General features: G+C 39.0%; 8 protein-coding genes and 2 pseudogenes. 1 reads left to right on the top strand and 9 read right to left on the bottom strand.

What is annotated here, in order from left to right:
- Nucleotides 1–170: pseudogene (locus tag BSAG_RS26125) on the bottom strand (DDE transposase); the annotation flags it as partial.
- 232 nt (nucleotides 171–402) lie between these two features.
- Here BSAG_RS26125 and BSAG_RS00540 point away from each other — a divergent pair.
- A pseudogene (locus BSAG_RS00540) lies at nucleotides 403–576 on the top strand (transposase); the annotation flags it as partial.
- 3 nt (nucleotides 577–579) lie between these two features.
- Here the strand turns inward: BSAG_RS00540 and BSAG_RS00545 are convergent.
- From BSAG_RS00545 to BSAG_RS25850, 8 genes are all read right to left on the bottom strand, one after another.
- Complete coding sequence (locus BSAG_RS00545) at nucleotides 580–2,772, bottom strand: hypothetical protein (protein ID WP_004311265.1); 2,193 nt, start codon at nucleotides 2,770–2,772, stop codon at nucleotides 580–582.
- Nucleotides 2,773–2,774: 2 nt separating this feature from the next.
- Complete coding sequence (locus tag BSAG_RS00550; protein ID WP_004311266.1) at nucleotides 2,775–4,976, bottom strand: HEAT repeat domain-containing protein; 2,202 nt, start codon at nucleotides 4,974–4,976, stop codon at nucleotides 2,775–2,777.
- A gap of 6 nt (nucleotides 4,977–4,982) precedes the next feature.
- Nucleotides 4,983–7,157, bottom strand: a complete 2,175-nt coding sequence (locus BSAG_RS00555) for a HEAT repeat domain-containing protein (protein ID WP_005651733.1) — start codon at nucleotides 7,155–7,157, stop codon at nucleotides 4,983–4,985.
- Nucleotides 7,158–7,187: 30 nt separating this feature from the next.
- Nucleotides 7,188–8,750: a DUF6850 family outer membrane beta-barrel protein gene (locus BSAG_RS00560; RefSeq protein WP_004327091.1), complete on the bottom strand. Its 1,563-nt coding sequence runs from the start codon at nucleotides 8,748–8,750 to the stop codon at nucleotides 7,188–7,190.
- Nucleotides 8,751–8,773: 23 nt separating this feature from the next.
- The gene (locus BSAG_RS00565) at nucleotides 8,774–10,045 is read right to left on the bottom strand and encodes a DUF4876 domain-containing protein (RefSeq protein WP_004312956.1); all 1,272 of its coding nucleotides are present in this window, start codon (nucleotides 10,043–10,045) and stop codon (nucleotides 8,774–8,776) included.
- A gap of 13 nt (nucleotides 10,046–10,058) precedes the next feature.
- Nucleotides 10,059–12,929 carry a TonB-dependent receptor gene (locus tag BSAG_RS00570; RefSeq protein WP_004312957.1) on the bottom strand — a complete coding sequence of 957 codons (2,871 nt, stop codon included), beginning with the start codon at nucleotides 12,927–12,929 and terminating at the stop codon, nucleotides 10,059–10,061.
- 910 nt (nucleotides 12,930–13,839) lie between these two features.
- Nucleotides 13,840–15,720: a carboxypeptidase-like regulatory domain-containing protein gene (locus BSAG_RS00575; RefSeq protein WP_004327093.1), complete on the bottom strand. Its 1,881-nt coding sequence runs from the start codon at nucleotides 15,718–15,720 to the stop codon at nucleotides 13,840–13,842.
- A gap of 329 nt (nucleotides 15,721–16,049) precedes the next feature.
- The coding region (locus tag BSAG_RS25850; protein WP_008997785.1) for a hypothetical protein at nucleotides 16,050–16,251 on the bottom strand (202 nt) is incomplete at its 5' end.

The raw sequence follows: 16,251 nt of genomic DNA, 5'->3' as shown, positions 1-16,251 counted from the left end.
AAAGCAGAGGACTTCAAATGCATTTGTCGGGCCAGTTCCGAGAAAGGAAACAGAGCATGGAGGCGACCTAATTCACTCGTTGCAAAACTTTGACGATATTTTTTTAGCATATCGAACTCGGTAAAACCTAAACGAGGTTCGATTTCTGAGATTTTTTGTATCTTTACCATGTGTTTTTATTTTAGATTACCCCCGTTTTGGCCGTCAAACCGTTTTTTGGGGGGAATGCTTAAAGATACAAAAAAGGCAACTAACTCGCAATGAATTAGTTGCCTTAAATTTTATTATTTTAGGAATATCCCTGTTTTAATGATTGGTGTCTGGAACTGGTTGAGGAGTTATACTATAGACATTTACTGAATGTCCCTGTATAGTGTCGATAATATTAAAGAAAAACTTGTTATCTCCCTATATGCCAAAGGAATGAGCGTGTCAGACATAGAAGAGGAGATGCGTGAAATCTATGAGATAGAACTGTCCACATCAGCTATTTCCATCATCACGAACAAAGTCAACCAGGCTGCTCAGGAATGGCAGAACCGCCCTTTGGATCCGGTCTATCTCATCGTTTGGATGATTCTACCTATTTTGACTTTTCAGCCTATTAATTGTTTTGGTAACTTCGTTCATTAGCTTTTGATTGGAAGTTCTAAATGTGTTAAGTTCTTTGATTATATCTGCTTTATTATAGTATAAATTATACCAGCCTAATGTTTCAGCAGCCAATATGCGAAGTTCTTCTTCTTGGCTTTCATTTTTTATAATGTTCAGTAATGGCTCAATAGCTTTAGCAATAGGTTTATTTCGGAACCTACTTATTTCGCTTTGTATCTGTTTGGTAGTACTTTCCGGACTGTCAATAAGTGCAAAATCTCTTTCAAGTCCTTTCTTTTGGCGAGGAAGGTATTCTAACAATTCATTCACATAGGAAGAATCGTAGAAAGACCAATCGGCAGCCTGTTTCTTCAATTCATTCAAAGCCATATCATGGTCGAACGTGTTGATAGCACTAAAAATTCTGAAACGATGGCGGTTTTCATGTCCGCGTAATAAATAGCTTTCTATCCATGCCGGCAACAATTCCGGATTGCAATTCTTTTCAACGTATTCCACCGCATAACGACGGATCAGTTCATAACTGTCGTTCATGGCTGTCTGCAATACATCGGCAACCTCTGTCGGATAGTTCAAAGCTAATAGGCGTAATGCTTCCAACCGCACAACGAAATAGTTCGATTCGTGGTAACTTTTCTTCAGCAACTCAACGAGACCACTATAATTTGCCATTGACAATTGACGGAGCGCCATTGCCTGCATGTCAGCCATAGGGGAATTCAGCTGTTTTTTCCAGAATGTAACATTTCCTTCCTGCGCAACTAAAGCTTGGTTGATGTCCATATCCAGCCCGGCATTATTGGTGAAGTGAAAAGTCGGGTCACCGATCAGATGATTTTCCAAGAAGCAGGTAAAACGAGTGAACTGCCCGATGCGCATACCGGCAGCTAACAAGCCGAGAAATTCATCCGGCCATTTATCTTGAATGGTGTTAACCGTACATCCCATAGTAGCAATGGTCTTACCCTTATTGAATATATAAGAGCCTACAATGTTGTCATCCAAATGGAAAGAACCGTTGAAACAAGCATCGAACAATATAAAACGCGCATTAGGAGTCAAAAGACGAATATCTTCAGTATAGATATCCATATTACGGTTTACAATGGAATCCGATTTTATTTTCTCCTCATCGAAAGCTTCCGCACACCAACTTTCAGGCACCCCATACTGCTTGGCATATTCTTTGATAGCAGCTTCACGCCCATGTTTCTTGGCGTATGAAGGCACTTTGCTTCGCAAGAATATTTTGGCATTCTCAATACTCAAATTAATACCGGAACCATTTTCATAGCCATTGATATACTGCATGGTGGGGCCACCGTGGTGATGGAATAGCATGACATCTAATCCTTCGCGCTGAATCTCGTTCAAGTATAATGGTTTCATCGGATAGCGCATGTTAAAATCATAGAACTTCACTGTATTACCCGATTTGAATATTTGCGGCAATTGCTCACGTAAGGCTATTTGCTCACCGCTCCATGCCAAAGGATCTTCAGAATTGTAACCATGGCCACGGGCCATAGTCAGTTGGTCAAATGCATTTTGCTTTGCTTTTTCGGCAACTGCCTTTTTTAAGTAATCGCGTAGCATCTGATAACGGTTCTCACCTTCTAAATGTAATGGACGGATACGGGCCGAATAAATATCCGGTGAAATATACTGTTTAGAATCAGCACGCAATGTCATATAATGATAGTCAGGTATCAAACTGTCTTGTTTAATATAATCAAATTTTAATCCGAAGTCATCATAATAACGGTCGGAAGGAACGCTTGATTTCTGCCAATTGGCTTTGGGAGACCTTTTGAAAGCCGAAGATAGATGATGTGCATCACGAATCATTGGAATAGGGATGTCACCTATAAATACGCAACCCTCCAAAGGCGTTTTCTCATTCTCATGCAATTTGACAAGTTGCTCACGAATAGGTTCGGGCCTTTTCCAATCATCAATTAGCAAGTAAGTACCTAAACCTTCTTTTTCTATACTGGTACGATAAGCATCAATTTCACTTTTCGCTTCATCATAACTTTTCTGATCGACTACAATTGCAAAAGTAGTCTTTGTTTTTATACTAGGATGTACAACTGTTTGCGCCTGCATATCCTGTAAGCACAAAGCGGTAATTGCCAAAAGGATGTATTTATTCATATTTATAAACTTAATCTTTTGATTGTCTGTTCAAGCTCTGCTTTTAAATCTTCCGGAAGATTGGCTGTTTGTTGCATCTTCTTTATTTCTTCAAGAATGTGTGGCCGTTGTACAGAATTAGTAAACCAACCTAATGCTTCGGCCATTACTACACGTACTTCCTGTGGATTACCGGCATCACGAATTACATTCAAATAATCATCCACGTGGAAATGGAATGTATAGTTACGCACATTGCGGATTGCACTGATACGTTTTGCTTCCGGTGCAGCTACATCCATCAAGGTCTGATGGACTTTTGCCTCTTGTACAAACATTCTTTCCAGGCTTCTTAGTAATCGTTTTTTCTCTTCGTTTTCATTCAAACGGTCAACTTTTGCATAAAAGTCTTCTATTGTCTTTTCTACTTTCTCTTTCGGATAAAGGCTTAAAGCCTTGTTGGCACTCATTTGTACGCGTAAGCGTTCATTATGTTCGACCAATGCTTCCACAATAGCGGGCAATAAGGAATCGTCACCTACAAATCCAGCATAAATGGCACTTTGGCGAGCTACCATTTCATAAGTATCGTTCAAACCTTCGCGTAATGCTTCGATGAAGTTGTCGTCCTGATAACGGCTCAACAACTTGATAGCTTCCATACGAACCGTATTGAAGCCACTTTCCCGGTACTTCTTCAGGAGCAACGGAGATAATTCCTTTTGGGTATCGGCGTCAGCCAGCATACGCATGGCCAAACTTTGTACATCAGCGTATGGGCTGTTTAACAAATTCTTCCAATAGGCTTTGTCATCTTTGTGTATTGTTATATCGGTACTTAAAGTATTGGCTTCGATAGGAGCAAAACGGAAAGTGGGATCACCAAACAAATGACCTTCAAGTGATACGATTAGCTTATTGTATTGCCCGGCTCGTACACCATGGGACAACAAACCAATCATTTCAATAGTCCAGCGGTCTTGCAATACGTTACGGGTATTTCCTTGTGCTACTAATGTCTGACCGTCATTAAAGATATATTGTCCTGCTATATAGTCGTTTTCGTGAAAAGAACCGTTGTAGCACGCATCAAACATTATCATCTTCGGATTAGTGGAAAGATTTCTCTTCATTAAATCTTCCGTTACGATACGTTCATCAGCGTAGTGAAGAGAGTCTGCTTCCCAGAACTTAGGATTGTCCAGGTCTTTAAAAAACACCTCATTCACTTGTCGTTTTTCCTGCATCTGAATACGTAAGGTGTCTTTGTCACGTTTTCCAACATGGGACATGACTGCATTATAAAGTGTACTCTTCAACATTTTATAACGATTATTGAAATCAGTGCATGCCAATTCATCATTAATAAGCTGCCCTGTTGGCATTCCATGTTCATGAAACATAAATAAGTCAAGGTCCTTTCGTTGCAATTCGCTGAATAACTTATATTTCATAGGGTGTTTCATTCGGAAGTTCCAATGTTTGAATCCCATTTGACGACCAAAAGCTAATGGAAAGTTCTCCATATAAGCTTTTTCGTCATCCATCCATACAATCAGGCAATCGGAATTGTAAGAAGCACCATTGAATGAGAATACCCGATCTAATTGATTATGCTTATCTGCCTTGGCAGCAGCAGCTTTCTTCAGATATGAGGCAATGGCCGCATATTTATCCCCTTCCTTTTTTTCCGGATACTTGATACGAGCTGAATAGAAAGTAGGATTTAGCCGCTGGGGACTGTCTTCTGTCAATTTGTAGTAGAAATGCTGATGATTTACTGAGTCTTGCCTGATGAACTCAAACTTTAAGTTCAGATCATCATAAAAGCGGTCGGTAGGTACGGAAGACTGATCCCAAGGAAAGGCTTTCTCATTCATTTTGAATGCAGTAGTCATGTGTTGCGCATTACGTACCAATGCGACAGGCACATCGCCGATTAAAACCAGACCTTCCAATGAAGGGCATTCTTGATATGTTTTGATGATTATCTGTTTGACTTGATCTGGATTTTGCCAGTCACCGCTGATCAGATAAGTTGCCAAACCATCATCTTCAACCGCAGTTTTGTACTGATGCATGGCATCTTTGGTATTTGCATAAGTTTGGTTATCTGTTATGATAGCAAAAGCGGTAGGTTGTTTGACCAATGGCTTTATGACTGTTGTTTGTGCATTTCCTGCCAATGGCAAAAGAAATGCCAGATATATTATTTTTTTAATCATGGCCAATTAATTTTTAAGTCTGTAATATGTACGGTCGGCTTCTTCACGAAGGTTCTCGGATAAGCTCTTATCTTTTCTCAGTTGATCGCATACCCGAAGGATGTCAGGCTTCCGATAAGAATGAGTGAACCAAGCAAAAGCCTCCAATAAACAGGTTTTTAGCTTTTCACTTTCACTGGAGTCGGTAAGTAAAGCCAAGAGGCCGTCTACACAGGCATGTGCCATATGATTTTTCAGAGAATTGCAATAAAGGATGCGCCAACGTTCGGAAGTTTCTTTGCTTAATAACTCTTTTTGCATGCTACGACTATTATTGGCATTCTCCAAAACCTTACGCATCTCCTCCTTGTCTTGCAACACATAGGTCTCAGCCATTACTTTATCAATTGCCGCCTGTACGGCTGCCTGATCAAAGACTTGAAGCCCCAAACTCACATTAAATGCCACACGCTCGGATAGGTTGTCTTCTACATAGGCTTTGATTTGCGGATAAACATACTCGTTCAGTCCCACATGTTGCATCATACGAACAGAGGTGCGACGAATAAATTCATAGGAATCCGTAATGGCCAAGTGTAAGACTTCCCGGAAGTTTTTGTCACTAATCTTCTCAAGCAATGCCAAGCAGGTGAAACGTACCATCATGAACGAGGAAGTTTCAAAAGTTTTTCTTAATAAATCAGAAATACCCGGATAGTCATTGCGATAAAGGTTGTGCAAAGCAAAATTCTGTATGTCGGCATAGGGCGACTGTAATAACTCCAACATGCGGGACTCGCTATATGGTTCTTTGAACAAAGCATTGGCATCTACCTCATTGATAGATTGAAAACGTAGAGTAGGGTCACCGGTAATGTGCGATTCGAGAATATTCGTCAATTTAGCCCATTGCCCCACTCGTGCTCCCATACCTAACAGGCCGAGCATCTCGTTTGCCATTTTATCTTGCAGTACATTGACTGAATTGGCAAAAGTAGTTACGCATTTTCCTTCCGACATGATATAACGTCCGGCAATGTAATCTTTTTCCCGGAAATCACCATTATAGCATGCATCGAAAATTACCATACGGCTATTAGGCTTAAACTCTGTAACTTCCGACAGGATAATACCGGTGCGCAGGTCTAGTAAAGAATCTTCTGCAATTACTTTGGGATCATCATAGCCTGCAATCCAAGTAGTGTCCAAACCGTATGTGTTTTTCATCATATCCAGCATTTCGTCGAAAGACTTTTTGTTGTTTTGCTTTCTACGCGCTAAACCACGATAATAGTACTTCATTGCATCTACATGAGCATTCCACCTATTAGTAGCGGGACTACCGGAAAGATATTGACGTTCGGGCATACCATGCTCATGAAAAATAGACAAGTCCAGATCTGTGCGTTTCAGCATATTAATGACATCGTCCTTGGGATAATCGCTGAAATTATAACGGATGAAACGGGCCCGTCCCTCTTTATCGAATACGCCCGGCATTTGTTCGCGAATAGTAAAGGTTTCCGGTGTCCATGCAGTCAATGAGTTAGAGTAAGAGCCATCACCTGTATAGGAGAAGAATTGGTCTAATTTATTGTTTATCTGGTGCTCAGCCACCACTTTTTTAAAATAGCGGCTGATTTGCGCATGCGGTTCTTCGCCGTTATCAACAGCTTTGACACGTGCAGAATATATGTCACACCGAATTTGCTGTGGAGATTTTATAGCCAAATTATAATAGAAGAAATTATTTTCGACACTGTCCTGTTTCAAAAAATCGAATTGTAGGTCGAAATCATCGTAGAAACGGTCGCTGGGCACTGAAGAATCTCTCCAGTCATTGTTTTTCTCATCCATTTTAAAAGCGGAAGTCATATGCTGGGCTTTGCGGAGCATTGGAATAGGGATATCACCGACAAATACCACTCCTTCCAATTTATCCTTTTTGTAGAGCTTAACAATAACTTTCTTTACATCTTCCGGTTTATTCCATTCATTGTATACGATGAACGTAGGCAACCCTTCCATTCCTAGAATCTCCTGATAGGCTTTAAGCTCGGCTTCACAAGCCTGAAATGTCCCTTTATCTGTAATTACAGCAAAAGAGGTGTCCTTTACTTTCACAGCCGGTTTAACAAATGTCTGTGCCCGCAGAGATAATATGCTGCAGAGCATCAAACTTCCAGTTATTAATTTACGCATGTTTTGTAATATAGATTTCGTTATGTAGCATTAAAAATTACATCCTAAACTTATCGATAAATGAGTACGCCCATCATAATCATAGTCAGAGGTATTTACACGATCGAATACAACTTTTGCAAATAAGTTCATACGTCTGTTTTCTCTGACTTGTTGCGAATACGTTATCGACCCGCCAATACGATAGTAATCACAGGTATAATAATTAGTCAGCCCTTGTTGTAATTCGGTTACAGTTGGATAGTCTGCATGGCTGCCACCATATACATATTCACCTCCCAGATTATTGTTATACGCAACATGAACATCTATTAAAAGCCTGCGATTCAAACTATTGCCTAAAACAAAATTTTTTTTGCCACCTAAGCCTAAAGATAAATTTTCTGCATTCTGTACAGAATTAGGCATTAAATATTCATCGTCTTGCTTGGTATAATTCACATTTAATTCTGCTTTCCAACTATATTCATTCCCGCGGTTTCTGCTTAATGCATAATTAAGAGAAGCGGTTTGTGCCTTGTACGTAGAACGGATGTTATTATATAATTCCACCCAGCCACTTTGTGATTCAGAGTTATCGCGTTGAGAAATATACTGAATACCATCGATGTTACGATTTGTATATGTGGTTCTCATATAATTGGTATAGTCCTTTCCTTCCTGAATCATCGTTAAAGAAACATGAGCAGTTTTATCTTTTACACCGGCTATTTTTTTAGGAGTCGTATAGCTCTGCTGAACAGTTTCCGCTTTTACATCGTAACTGCCCTCAAGCAGTAAATTGAAAGAGGGCATACTGAAGTTGTACTGGAGAGCTCCACCGAAACGGTCTCCAATATAATTGCTGGTTACACCGCTGCCTATTCCTTTTATGGCTGTTCCCAAACCGTATAATATATAATAGTCCTGATCCACATAAGAGTTGACATTACTCATTCTTGAGTCTTCCTTGATAGAACTATACTTGAAACTTGCACCAAACTTGTGTGAATTATTCAACTTGTAAGTAATCCCCGGCGTCAGTCCCAGCGTATAAAAACGGGTATCCACACGCGGGTCGCGCTGTTTGGCAGCTAATGTAGCTACATAATTACCTTCCAACCCCAATGCCCAATGATTACCAAGTAAAGGAGTAGCTGCACGAAACTTCAGATCGTAATATTGATTTCTCCATTTGCTTAAGTGCTGGTCTGCGACATAGTAAGGCATTCCCCTGAATGGATCGGCAATGGAGGCGTTATATCCGGCATCTGTCAGATTTTTTTGTGCAAAATTAAATGCTCCCCACACATATGCATTTTTCAGATTGATAAAGCCTTCACTGGATACACCTACGATAGCCTCTTTCTGCCCCTCTTGCGGACGGCAATAGTTTCCGTCCTGTAAGTCATATCCCAATATAACATTCGAATAATTCTGAATATCATCGAATGGCATACCGGCAGCATTCTGTGAATGAGACCATAGTCGTCTTGTTTTCAATTGTTCCATAGCGGCGGGAGAGAAGCCCTGTGCCGCTCCCACCATACTTACAAGGCAGGCTATCATTACCAGCAGGCAGCTTTTCATATAGTTCATATATTGTTTTTTCATTGTTCTGTCTTTTTAGTTAATTATTACAATGTGTGATTCCATGAAGGCATTTTTGCTCCATTACGACGCATTACAGGAACAACGCCACGTTCAAAGTCATCCGTACTGTTGTTTGTATCCTGATATATATATGTACCTGTTTCTTCGCGAATAATAGGATTACCTTCTTCGTCTGTGGACAATTTGCGAGCAATACCTAAACCGCAATAAGTAGCTCCTACCCAAGTAATACCTGCATCAAGTACACCGGGGACACGTTTTGCATTCATCTTTGACTCATTGTTTACTGCTTCAACAGCATCCAATACATATTTAATAGGTATTTTTGCATAATAAACATTGCTGTTCGGTTTGCTAAGATCTGTTGTCTTCATATTTTCATCGTTGACCGGATCCCAAGCTTCTCCTTCAGGAACACGAAAAATCACATAAGCACCTCCGAATACGGATGTCAAATATTGTGGTATACTTCCCATCTCTGCTTTTCCTTGGTAGAAAACATGTTGCATATCATAAGCTGCCTGGTCAGGGAAGTTTGGATTATTCATATTAAACTCAAACTCAGAACTACTGCCGTCTATAGGACTTTGAGGGTTATAGATGTCCAACTGATGGTTAGCGGCAAATTGAGAAATGATGCAAGATTCACCTGGCGCTAACGGATATTCGGTTCCATTTCCTGGAAATTTCCACACACGTTCTCCATATGCATAATTATTACCGTCCGCTTCCGGCCAAATAGGTAATTTAGTGGTAGCTGTACCCGGAGTTAAATTTGCGAAATAAATACCGTCCAAATACAAAATGTCAGCAGAGTTATTGTATATCTCATAGAACTGGTCTCGGAAATAGACTCCTCCTTTTTCCGGACGGCTACCGCAATAATAAATCTCCTTGAATATTAATGGGCTCACTTTAAGCCCTTGTACTTCAATATTCAATGCGCTACCATGCTTAAATAATGCCGCATTTACAGAATTGCCATTGATGTAGTATTCATTGTTTTCTGTATCGATCGCTGTACCGGATACTGTTACCGAATAAATTCCGGGGATAATTCCGTCAACTTTCACACTATTATCAGTTACTTCTTTTACATAATGTAAATCTTCATCGTAATTGTCGAACTTTACAGTCAGATCTTTCAGTGTGGATATATTTTCAACGGTAATATCCAAATATACATCCACTGTGATAGGATTCACTTCTGCTGTGCCAGACATGTCCCTGAACGAATCGCATCCTATCAAAAGGGTACTTGCCAATGTAAACAAATATATTAAATATTTTTTCATAACTTCCTAAACATTATAAAGTGAGTGATAATTCCAGCCCAAAGAAAAATCGGTTATTCAATTGAATATATGAACCCGGATTACGTTTGGATTCTCTGCGCGGATAACTTCTGAACATATTGTTGGCAAAGAAAGAAACACGTAGCATATTGCTAATTTCTTTAGTTACATTCAAGTTAAAACAAAAATAAGGACTGTATGATTCTTTTATAGCATTATTATGACTTACATTATTCAACATATATCCATATCCTGCATCCTTTACTTGCTGGGTAGTGGTATATTTCCCCTTGGGAAACATATTTACAGACGCATCTTCCAATGCTAAATAGCCCACAGGTATAGAATCGTTTCCAAATGTATTCCAATTAGACTGCTGCCAAATAGCTTGTGCTGTCATCGTAACAACAAAACCGATACGCGGGATATTGTGAGTGGCACGTAAAGTCGTTACAAATTGTTGTTTGTAACTTGCATTGCCTTCTTGAGAATAAATGGCCACCGGTTTACGGGCTGAAGCAGCATCTTCGCTATTGTCATAGAAGCTATAACCCTGACGCCAACTCTTAGTACGCATCCATGAGCCATTTATTTGGAAGGCCGTACGGATAGCATCAATACGTCCGATATTCAAATCAAATTCTAAACCTTTAGTTTCTATATTTAAATTATTAGTTGGTTTTGCATAAGTAGACAATACCGGTAGGCTACTACTAAGCTCTATCCCGTTTTCTGTGCGCTGGTATTCATTGTAGATAAATGTATTGAAGGTGTTGAAGGTTTGGCTCATTACATAACCATCCTTCAGACGCTCCTTATAAGCTATTACATTCAGATTGGTTTTACCCACTCGTAAATTAAAACCGACTTCTGCTTTATGATTTTGGGCAATCTTCAAATCTGAGTTATCTACTTGCCGAACTTCTGTGGTAGTCATAAACAAGCGCTGGCTTTCCGGAATATTTTCATTGGTAAGCTCATTTATATTGATATATTCAAAATATGCATTTTCTGGATATAAATAGAGAAGAGAAGGCATCTTTGCAGCAATACCGTAACCTCCCTGAAGACTTAATAGATTCGGAATCAAATCAATGGATGCATTTACACGTGGCGAGAAAATGCCTCCTACTACTGAGGTATGATCATAACGCACACCAGCCTGAATGTTCAAATCATGCGTACCGCTTATGGACCATTTGAAATTATCTTCCACATATGCACCAAATTGGTTAATGAAAGGAATATCCTTATAGTTACGTGGACGGAAAGATGAATTATGACCGTATTGACTACGATAAGGAGGAGTACTTGGGTCATAAGTTTTTCCTTTACCAACGTTACCGTCACTCCGGAAATCCGCACCAATCAAGATGCGGTTGTTTACATGACCGCTCGCCTTGAATAGAGAACTCGTCACTTTAGCAAACAAATTAACTTCACGACTATCGATCTCATAGTGTCCCAAATAGCTGCTTGGTAGATAAACAGCATAATGATTTATGTCTTCCGGTCCAAAATTAGTAATTTGATTACCATTGGCATCATAGATATGCTGACCTGCAAAGTTACTAAGTACCGCACCGTTTGTAGTGGTCATGGAATAAGGAGATGTAGCAGAACTGTATACGGTTTCATAATAACTGTCTTTATCCATATACGTACCTGACAATACATAGCGTAGTGTTTTTAACCAGCCCTTATTTATATTCCATGTACCATTGGTATTCAAAGTAAAACCTATATCGCGGCCTTCCGAAGCTGTTTTAGTTTGTTCATCATCAGGATTACGTTCACGTTGATCCTTACCATAAATAAAATCAAAGCTGGAATTGGTACGTAACTTATTATTAAAGAAAGTATTTGAATAGAGCAACTTTGTTGTGGCACGCTGATAGTGCTGGTAACTGGATATTGGATTATTCGTATTATAAGCATAATCTGCACTTACATTTAAAGCGCCTTTCTTTTTTCCAAGTTCAAAACCGGTTCCCATAGACACCTGATAGATATTGGGATTGGCTTTTGCTTTGACACGTAGCGGCTCACGACCAGCTTTTGTATTAATAATTACTGCTCCTGAGGTCAGATCACCATATTCAACAGAAGGGATACCACGAACGATTTGTATAGACTCTATATTTTCAGTAGAAATACTACGAACATCGGTTCCACCAGCCGGCGAGGCACCTCCGGCCAATGAAGCGGGTGTTTCCGTACCACTTAATACCGTAGGGCTCATCGCAGATAGATTAGCATTATTTGAGATGGGGGCACCATCACGAATTATTGCGGTGCCCATAGCATTCATCGGAGCTTCCGGACCACTGGAACTGGAAACTTGACGGATGTTAATCTGTTGTGCCGAACTCATATCTTGATTCTGTGAAATTCCACCTGGCATCAATGACATTACATCATATAAACTGGTCGCTTGCATATGGTCCATAGCAGAGCGGGAAATGTGAGAAGATGTGGATTTGCCTGAACGGCTGTTGGTTGCAGTTACTGTAACTTCTTTCAACTTAAAATCCTCATTCCTCATTGTAAAATTAAGAACCAAATCCTTATTTACATTTATTAAGGTGTCAATGGAGACTTTGCCCAAATATTGAATTTGCATACGAATTTTACCAGTAGGTACGTTTTCCAGTATGTATCTACCATTTTCATCAGAGGTTGTCCCTAGTGCAATTTCAGGAATAGACACAGCTGCAAATTCTAAAGGCAAACGCTTGTTGTTGTGGTCGTACTCATAAACAATGCCTGTAAGTTTTACTTTGTAATTGTTTTGCGATTTGATAGGGAGGGCAATTCCTATGCAAATAAGTATAAACAAGTATATAATATTACACCCCAAAATACCTTTTTTCATAAGTAACATCATATTTATTAATAATGCAAAATTATATGTAAATTTTAAATTAAAACAAACCATTGTGTGTAACAAAACTAAAATTATTAAAAATACATGTTGTTTTTGTTGGTGCCGTTGCATAATCTCACAGACCTCAACCGTCTGTTGTCTAACAATATAGCAACTGCATTATATTTAGGAAAATCCAATATATATTAGTACTTTATTTAAGTTCCATACATAGTAATACGGATCTTGAGTGATTAAAAGCAAACTGCAAATCTAAATAAAAAACGGGATGGTTGTAGTTCTGATATGCTATATCTTAATACAACGCAGATAAATACTTATATTTTCATTGATAGATCTAACTAAGTTAAAAAACGGATTTTCTCCAAAATTCTTCTGATAGCTCCGTTCCAGCCTCATATTTATCGCACTTTACAGAAGCCCCAGTTCAAATATAAGGAAACTGTATCTCTCTTCGATAAAAGATCTATTTTAGGACGCAAAATTAGATATTACAAAAGATTATAAAAATACCATTTTTTGGGTATAAAAACGCATCTAATACCTATATATAGGTATTAAATATCATTGGCAATGTATGTTCCATTTCATTAAGCAAACAATTTTTTGTATAAAATACAAATAGTACTTTTTTACCCACTTAAAAAGTGCAAGAATGTATAAAAGTCCATGTGTCAGCTATAATAGGGGCATGAATAGGCATCCGTTCCATACCTGTCCCTATTTGAATCGGTCACCCCACAGTGACCGGACATTACTCACCCAATTCGGATTCTCATTACAGTAGGCAACGAAAATCTGTATCAAGTTCCAAAGCCCGAGAATCATTCCATTAAACCTGGCAGGAATTGTGACAACATGTCTGCTTGAAACAGCTACTATTATGGTATCATGCTGTATTGTTATGCTATATACCATGTTCTAAGTCAAAACTCTTTTTTTTTAGAATTGAAGGTTTAAGGCTCCATCCGAAAGTCAATATCACTTTCTCAAAATTCTTTTCTACAGCACCCTTTGTATAAGTTAGGATGTCTTTCTCTAGAAAATTTTTGAAATCAGATGAACTCATGTCTCTAAAAATGTTTATATATTCTTTTTTAAGAAATTCATTTATGGCATGTGCCGATATCTTTTTTTGCGTGCACTTTTCTATAACATATAAGTTGCTTGGTACCGGTACCATCGTGTCCAGCCCCATGAAGATATTACAGTCTACCATAAGAGTATAAGCGCCGCTCTCGGCAAGAGGTGCGGAAATGCAGTAATTGGCTTGCTCAAGCAGAGAATCCACCAGTTCTTTTGTGGAAGAACTGATACTATTGGCCAATTGTTCATATCCTCTTAGATTCAGTTGGGATATGGTCTTTTCGATAGCCGGAATGAATTTCATTCCTGGACCCAGGTTCAAATCAAATCTTTTGTAATAGACAAGAAGCTCATTCCAATCTTTGTACCGTGAAGGTTTGATGATATTTACATTGTCTATACCATGTTGTTTAAGATACTCGCCGGAGGAAAATGCATCTTCTTTGAAGGTCTGTGTGTTTCCATCCGGGAAACTTAAATAGATGGTCTTATATGTGTCTCCAGTGTTGGTCCTTGCAAAAGCTTTACATTCCTCACCTTTGAGATAATATGCTGTGGTGATGTCAAAACCATTACCGCTGGCATCATTGTCATAGCAACAATTCCACTTTACCTTATCAGATGGGAATATACGGCTTATATTCTCTATTTGGGATTTGGTGACATATCCCCCCGTGCTTATGAATGCGCATGTGGTTTCTTTAGTATAATGGTTTATTTCGTAGAAACTCATTGCGTCAATAGCGGATTCAAAGAGATATATGTCTGTAACCTTGTCAAAAGGAACAAAATTGGCCATCCAACAGCTTTGTGCCTTGTCACCACCCGTGGCAAAGGCTTTATAATTGGTATTGGTCTCTGCAAAATAGTTCCTCATTTCAAAGTTAAGGATTTCCATCTGGGAGGGTTTGCGGAATGGAAAGCCGATATGATTGTTTTTTCCTACCTGGTAGATGAACAGTCTATTGGCGAAATCCTCCACAGTCTGTGGAGAGAGCTTCCTTTGGACGGTCAAATATGGATTATCCTTTTTGATAGGACGAGGATTCCAATAATTCAAATTGGATTCAATATCATTTGGATTCAGTCCCAGCAGAGGATTGTTTACCGTTTCGGTATCTTCATTGGTGATCTGTTGAGTAGGCATTGGTACACCATCAATGACGAAGAGAGGCTGGGTTCCTCCTGTGACGGAGTTGACACCTCTGATTCTGAAAGTCATTCCGCTTGACAATGAACCGTCTGTGGGGATAATCTGTACTCCGCTGATTTTGCCTTGTAGTGCTTGCAACGTCTGCGTAGAACTACTGTTTACAATATCTTTTATATTCACAGAAGCAACGGCGGTTGCAATATCACTTTTTCGCTGGCTACCATAGCCTACAACAACCACCTCATCCATCTCTGTGACTGAAGGGTCTAGAATGATATCAAATCTTCGGTTCTTTCCGATAGTGATAGTTTTGGGCTTATATCCCAGATAACTGATGACCAGTTTTTCAGAAGGAAGTACTTTTATCGTGAACTTTCCTTCTAAATCGGTGATTACTGCATTGGTGGTACCTTCGATATTTATCGTGGCACCGATAAGAGGTTCACTCTTCTCATCCAACACTTGCCCTGAAATAGTTACTTGCTGTGCTAATGCTACAGTGAAATGTAGTATTAGAAACAATGTGCTTAATAGTACTTTTCTCTTCATAGTGCAGATATTAAAGTTTATAATAAGGATTAATACAATTAGATTTAAAATGGTAGTGCAAATAAAGCGAATTATAATATCCATGTTTTGACCTATTGTACTTTTCTCTTGACCAAATTACAGACTTTTTCTTCAAAGGTAATCGCTTTCTATTAATTTCATTTATCACCGCGTAAAATTATTCGATTGGACTTTTTATAGTGAGTATTATCATGGGGAGTATTAAAAAAGATTGGATATGAAAAATAGTATGTTAAATCATTCTGTTTTCTCAAATATGCAGTGGGGTGTGAGCGCAAGGAAAAATATCTGTAGACAGGGCAGACGCATTAAAAATTATTGTTCTGTAAAAGTTGTGACAAATATTTTTCATCCCATCCGGCTTTTAGTCTTTTCAGATTCATACTTCCTTTTGTTGTTTTATCCTTCTTTAGTATGGTAAGTGCCATCTTTGTTGCCACCGAAAAGTTTCTGGCTGCATTTTTCACCTTTTTACTGTAGTCTTCTCGAAAGGTAACATCCAATTGCCAA

It is taken from the genome of Bacteroides sp. D1 (assembly GCF_000157095.2).
GTDB classification, from domain to species: Bacteria; Bacteroidota; Bacteroidia; order Bacteroidales; family Bacteroidaceae; genus Bacteroides; species Bacteroides xylanisolvens.
Note: the sequence above shows the minus strand (reverse complement) of the source record. Positions and strands in the feature narration are given on the sequence as shown.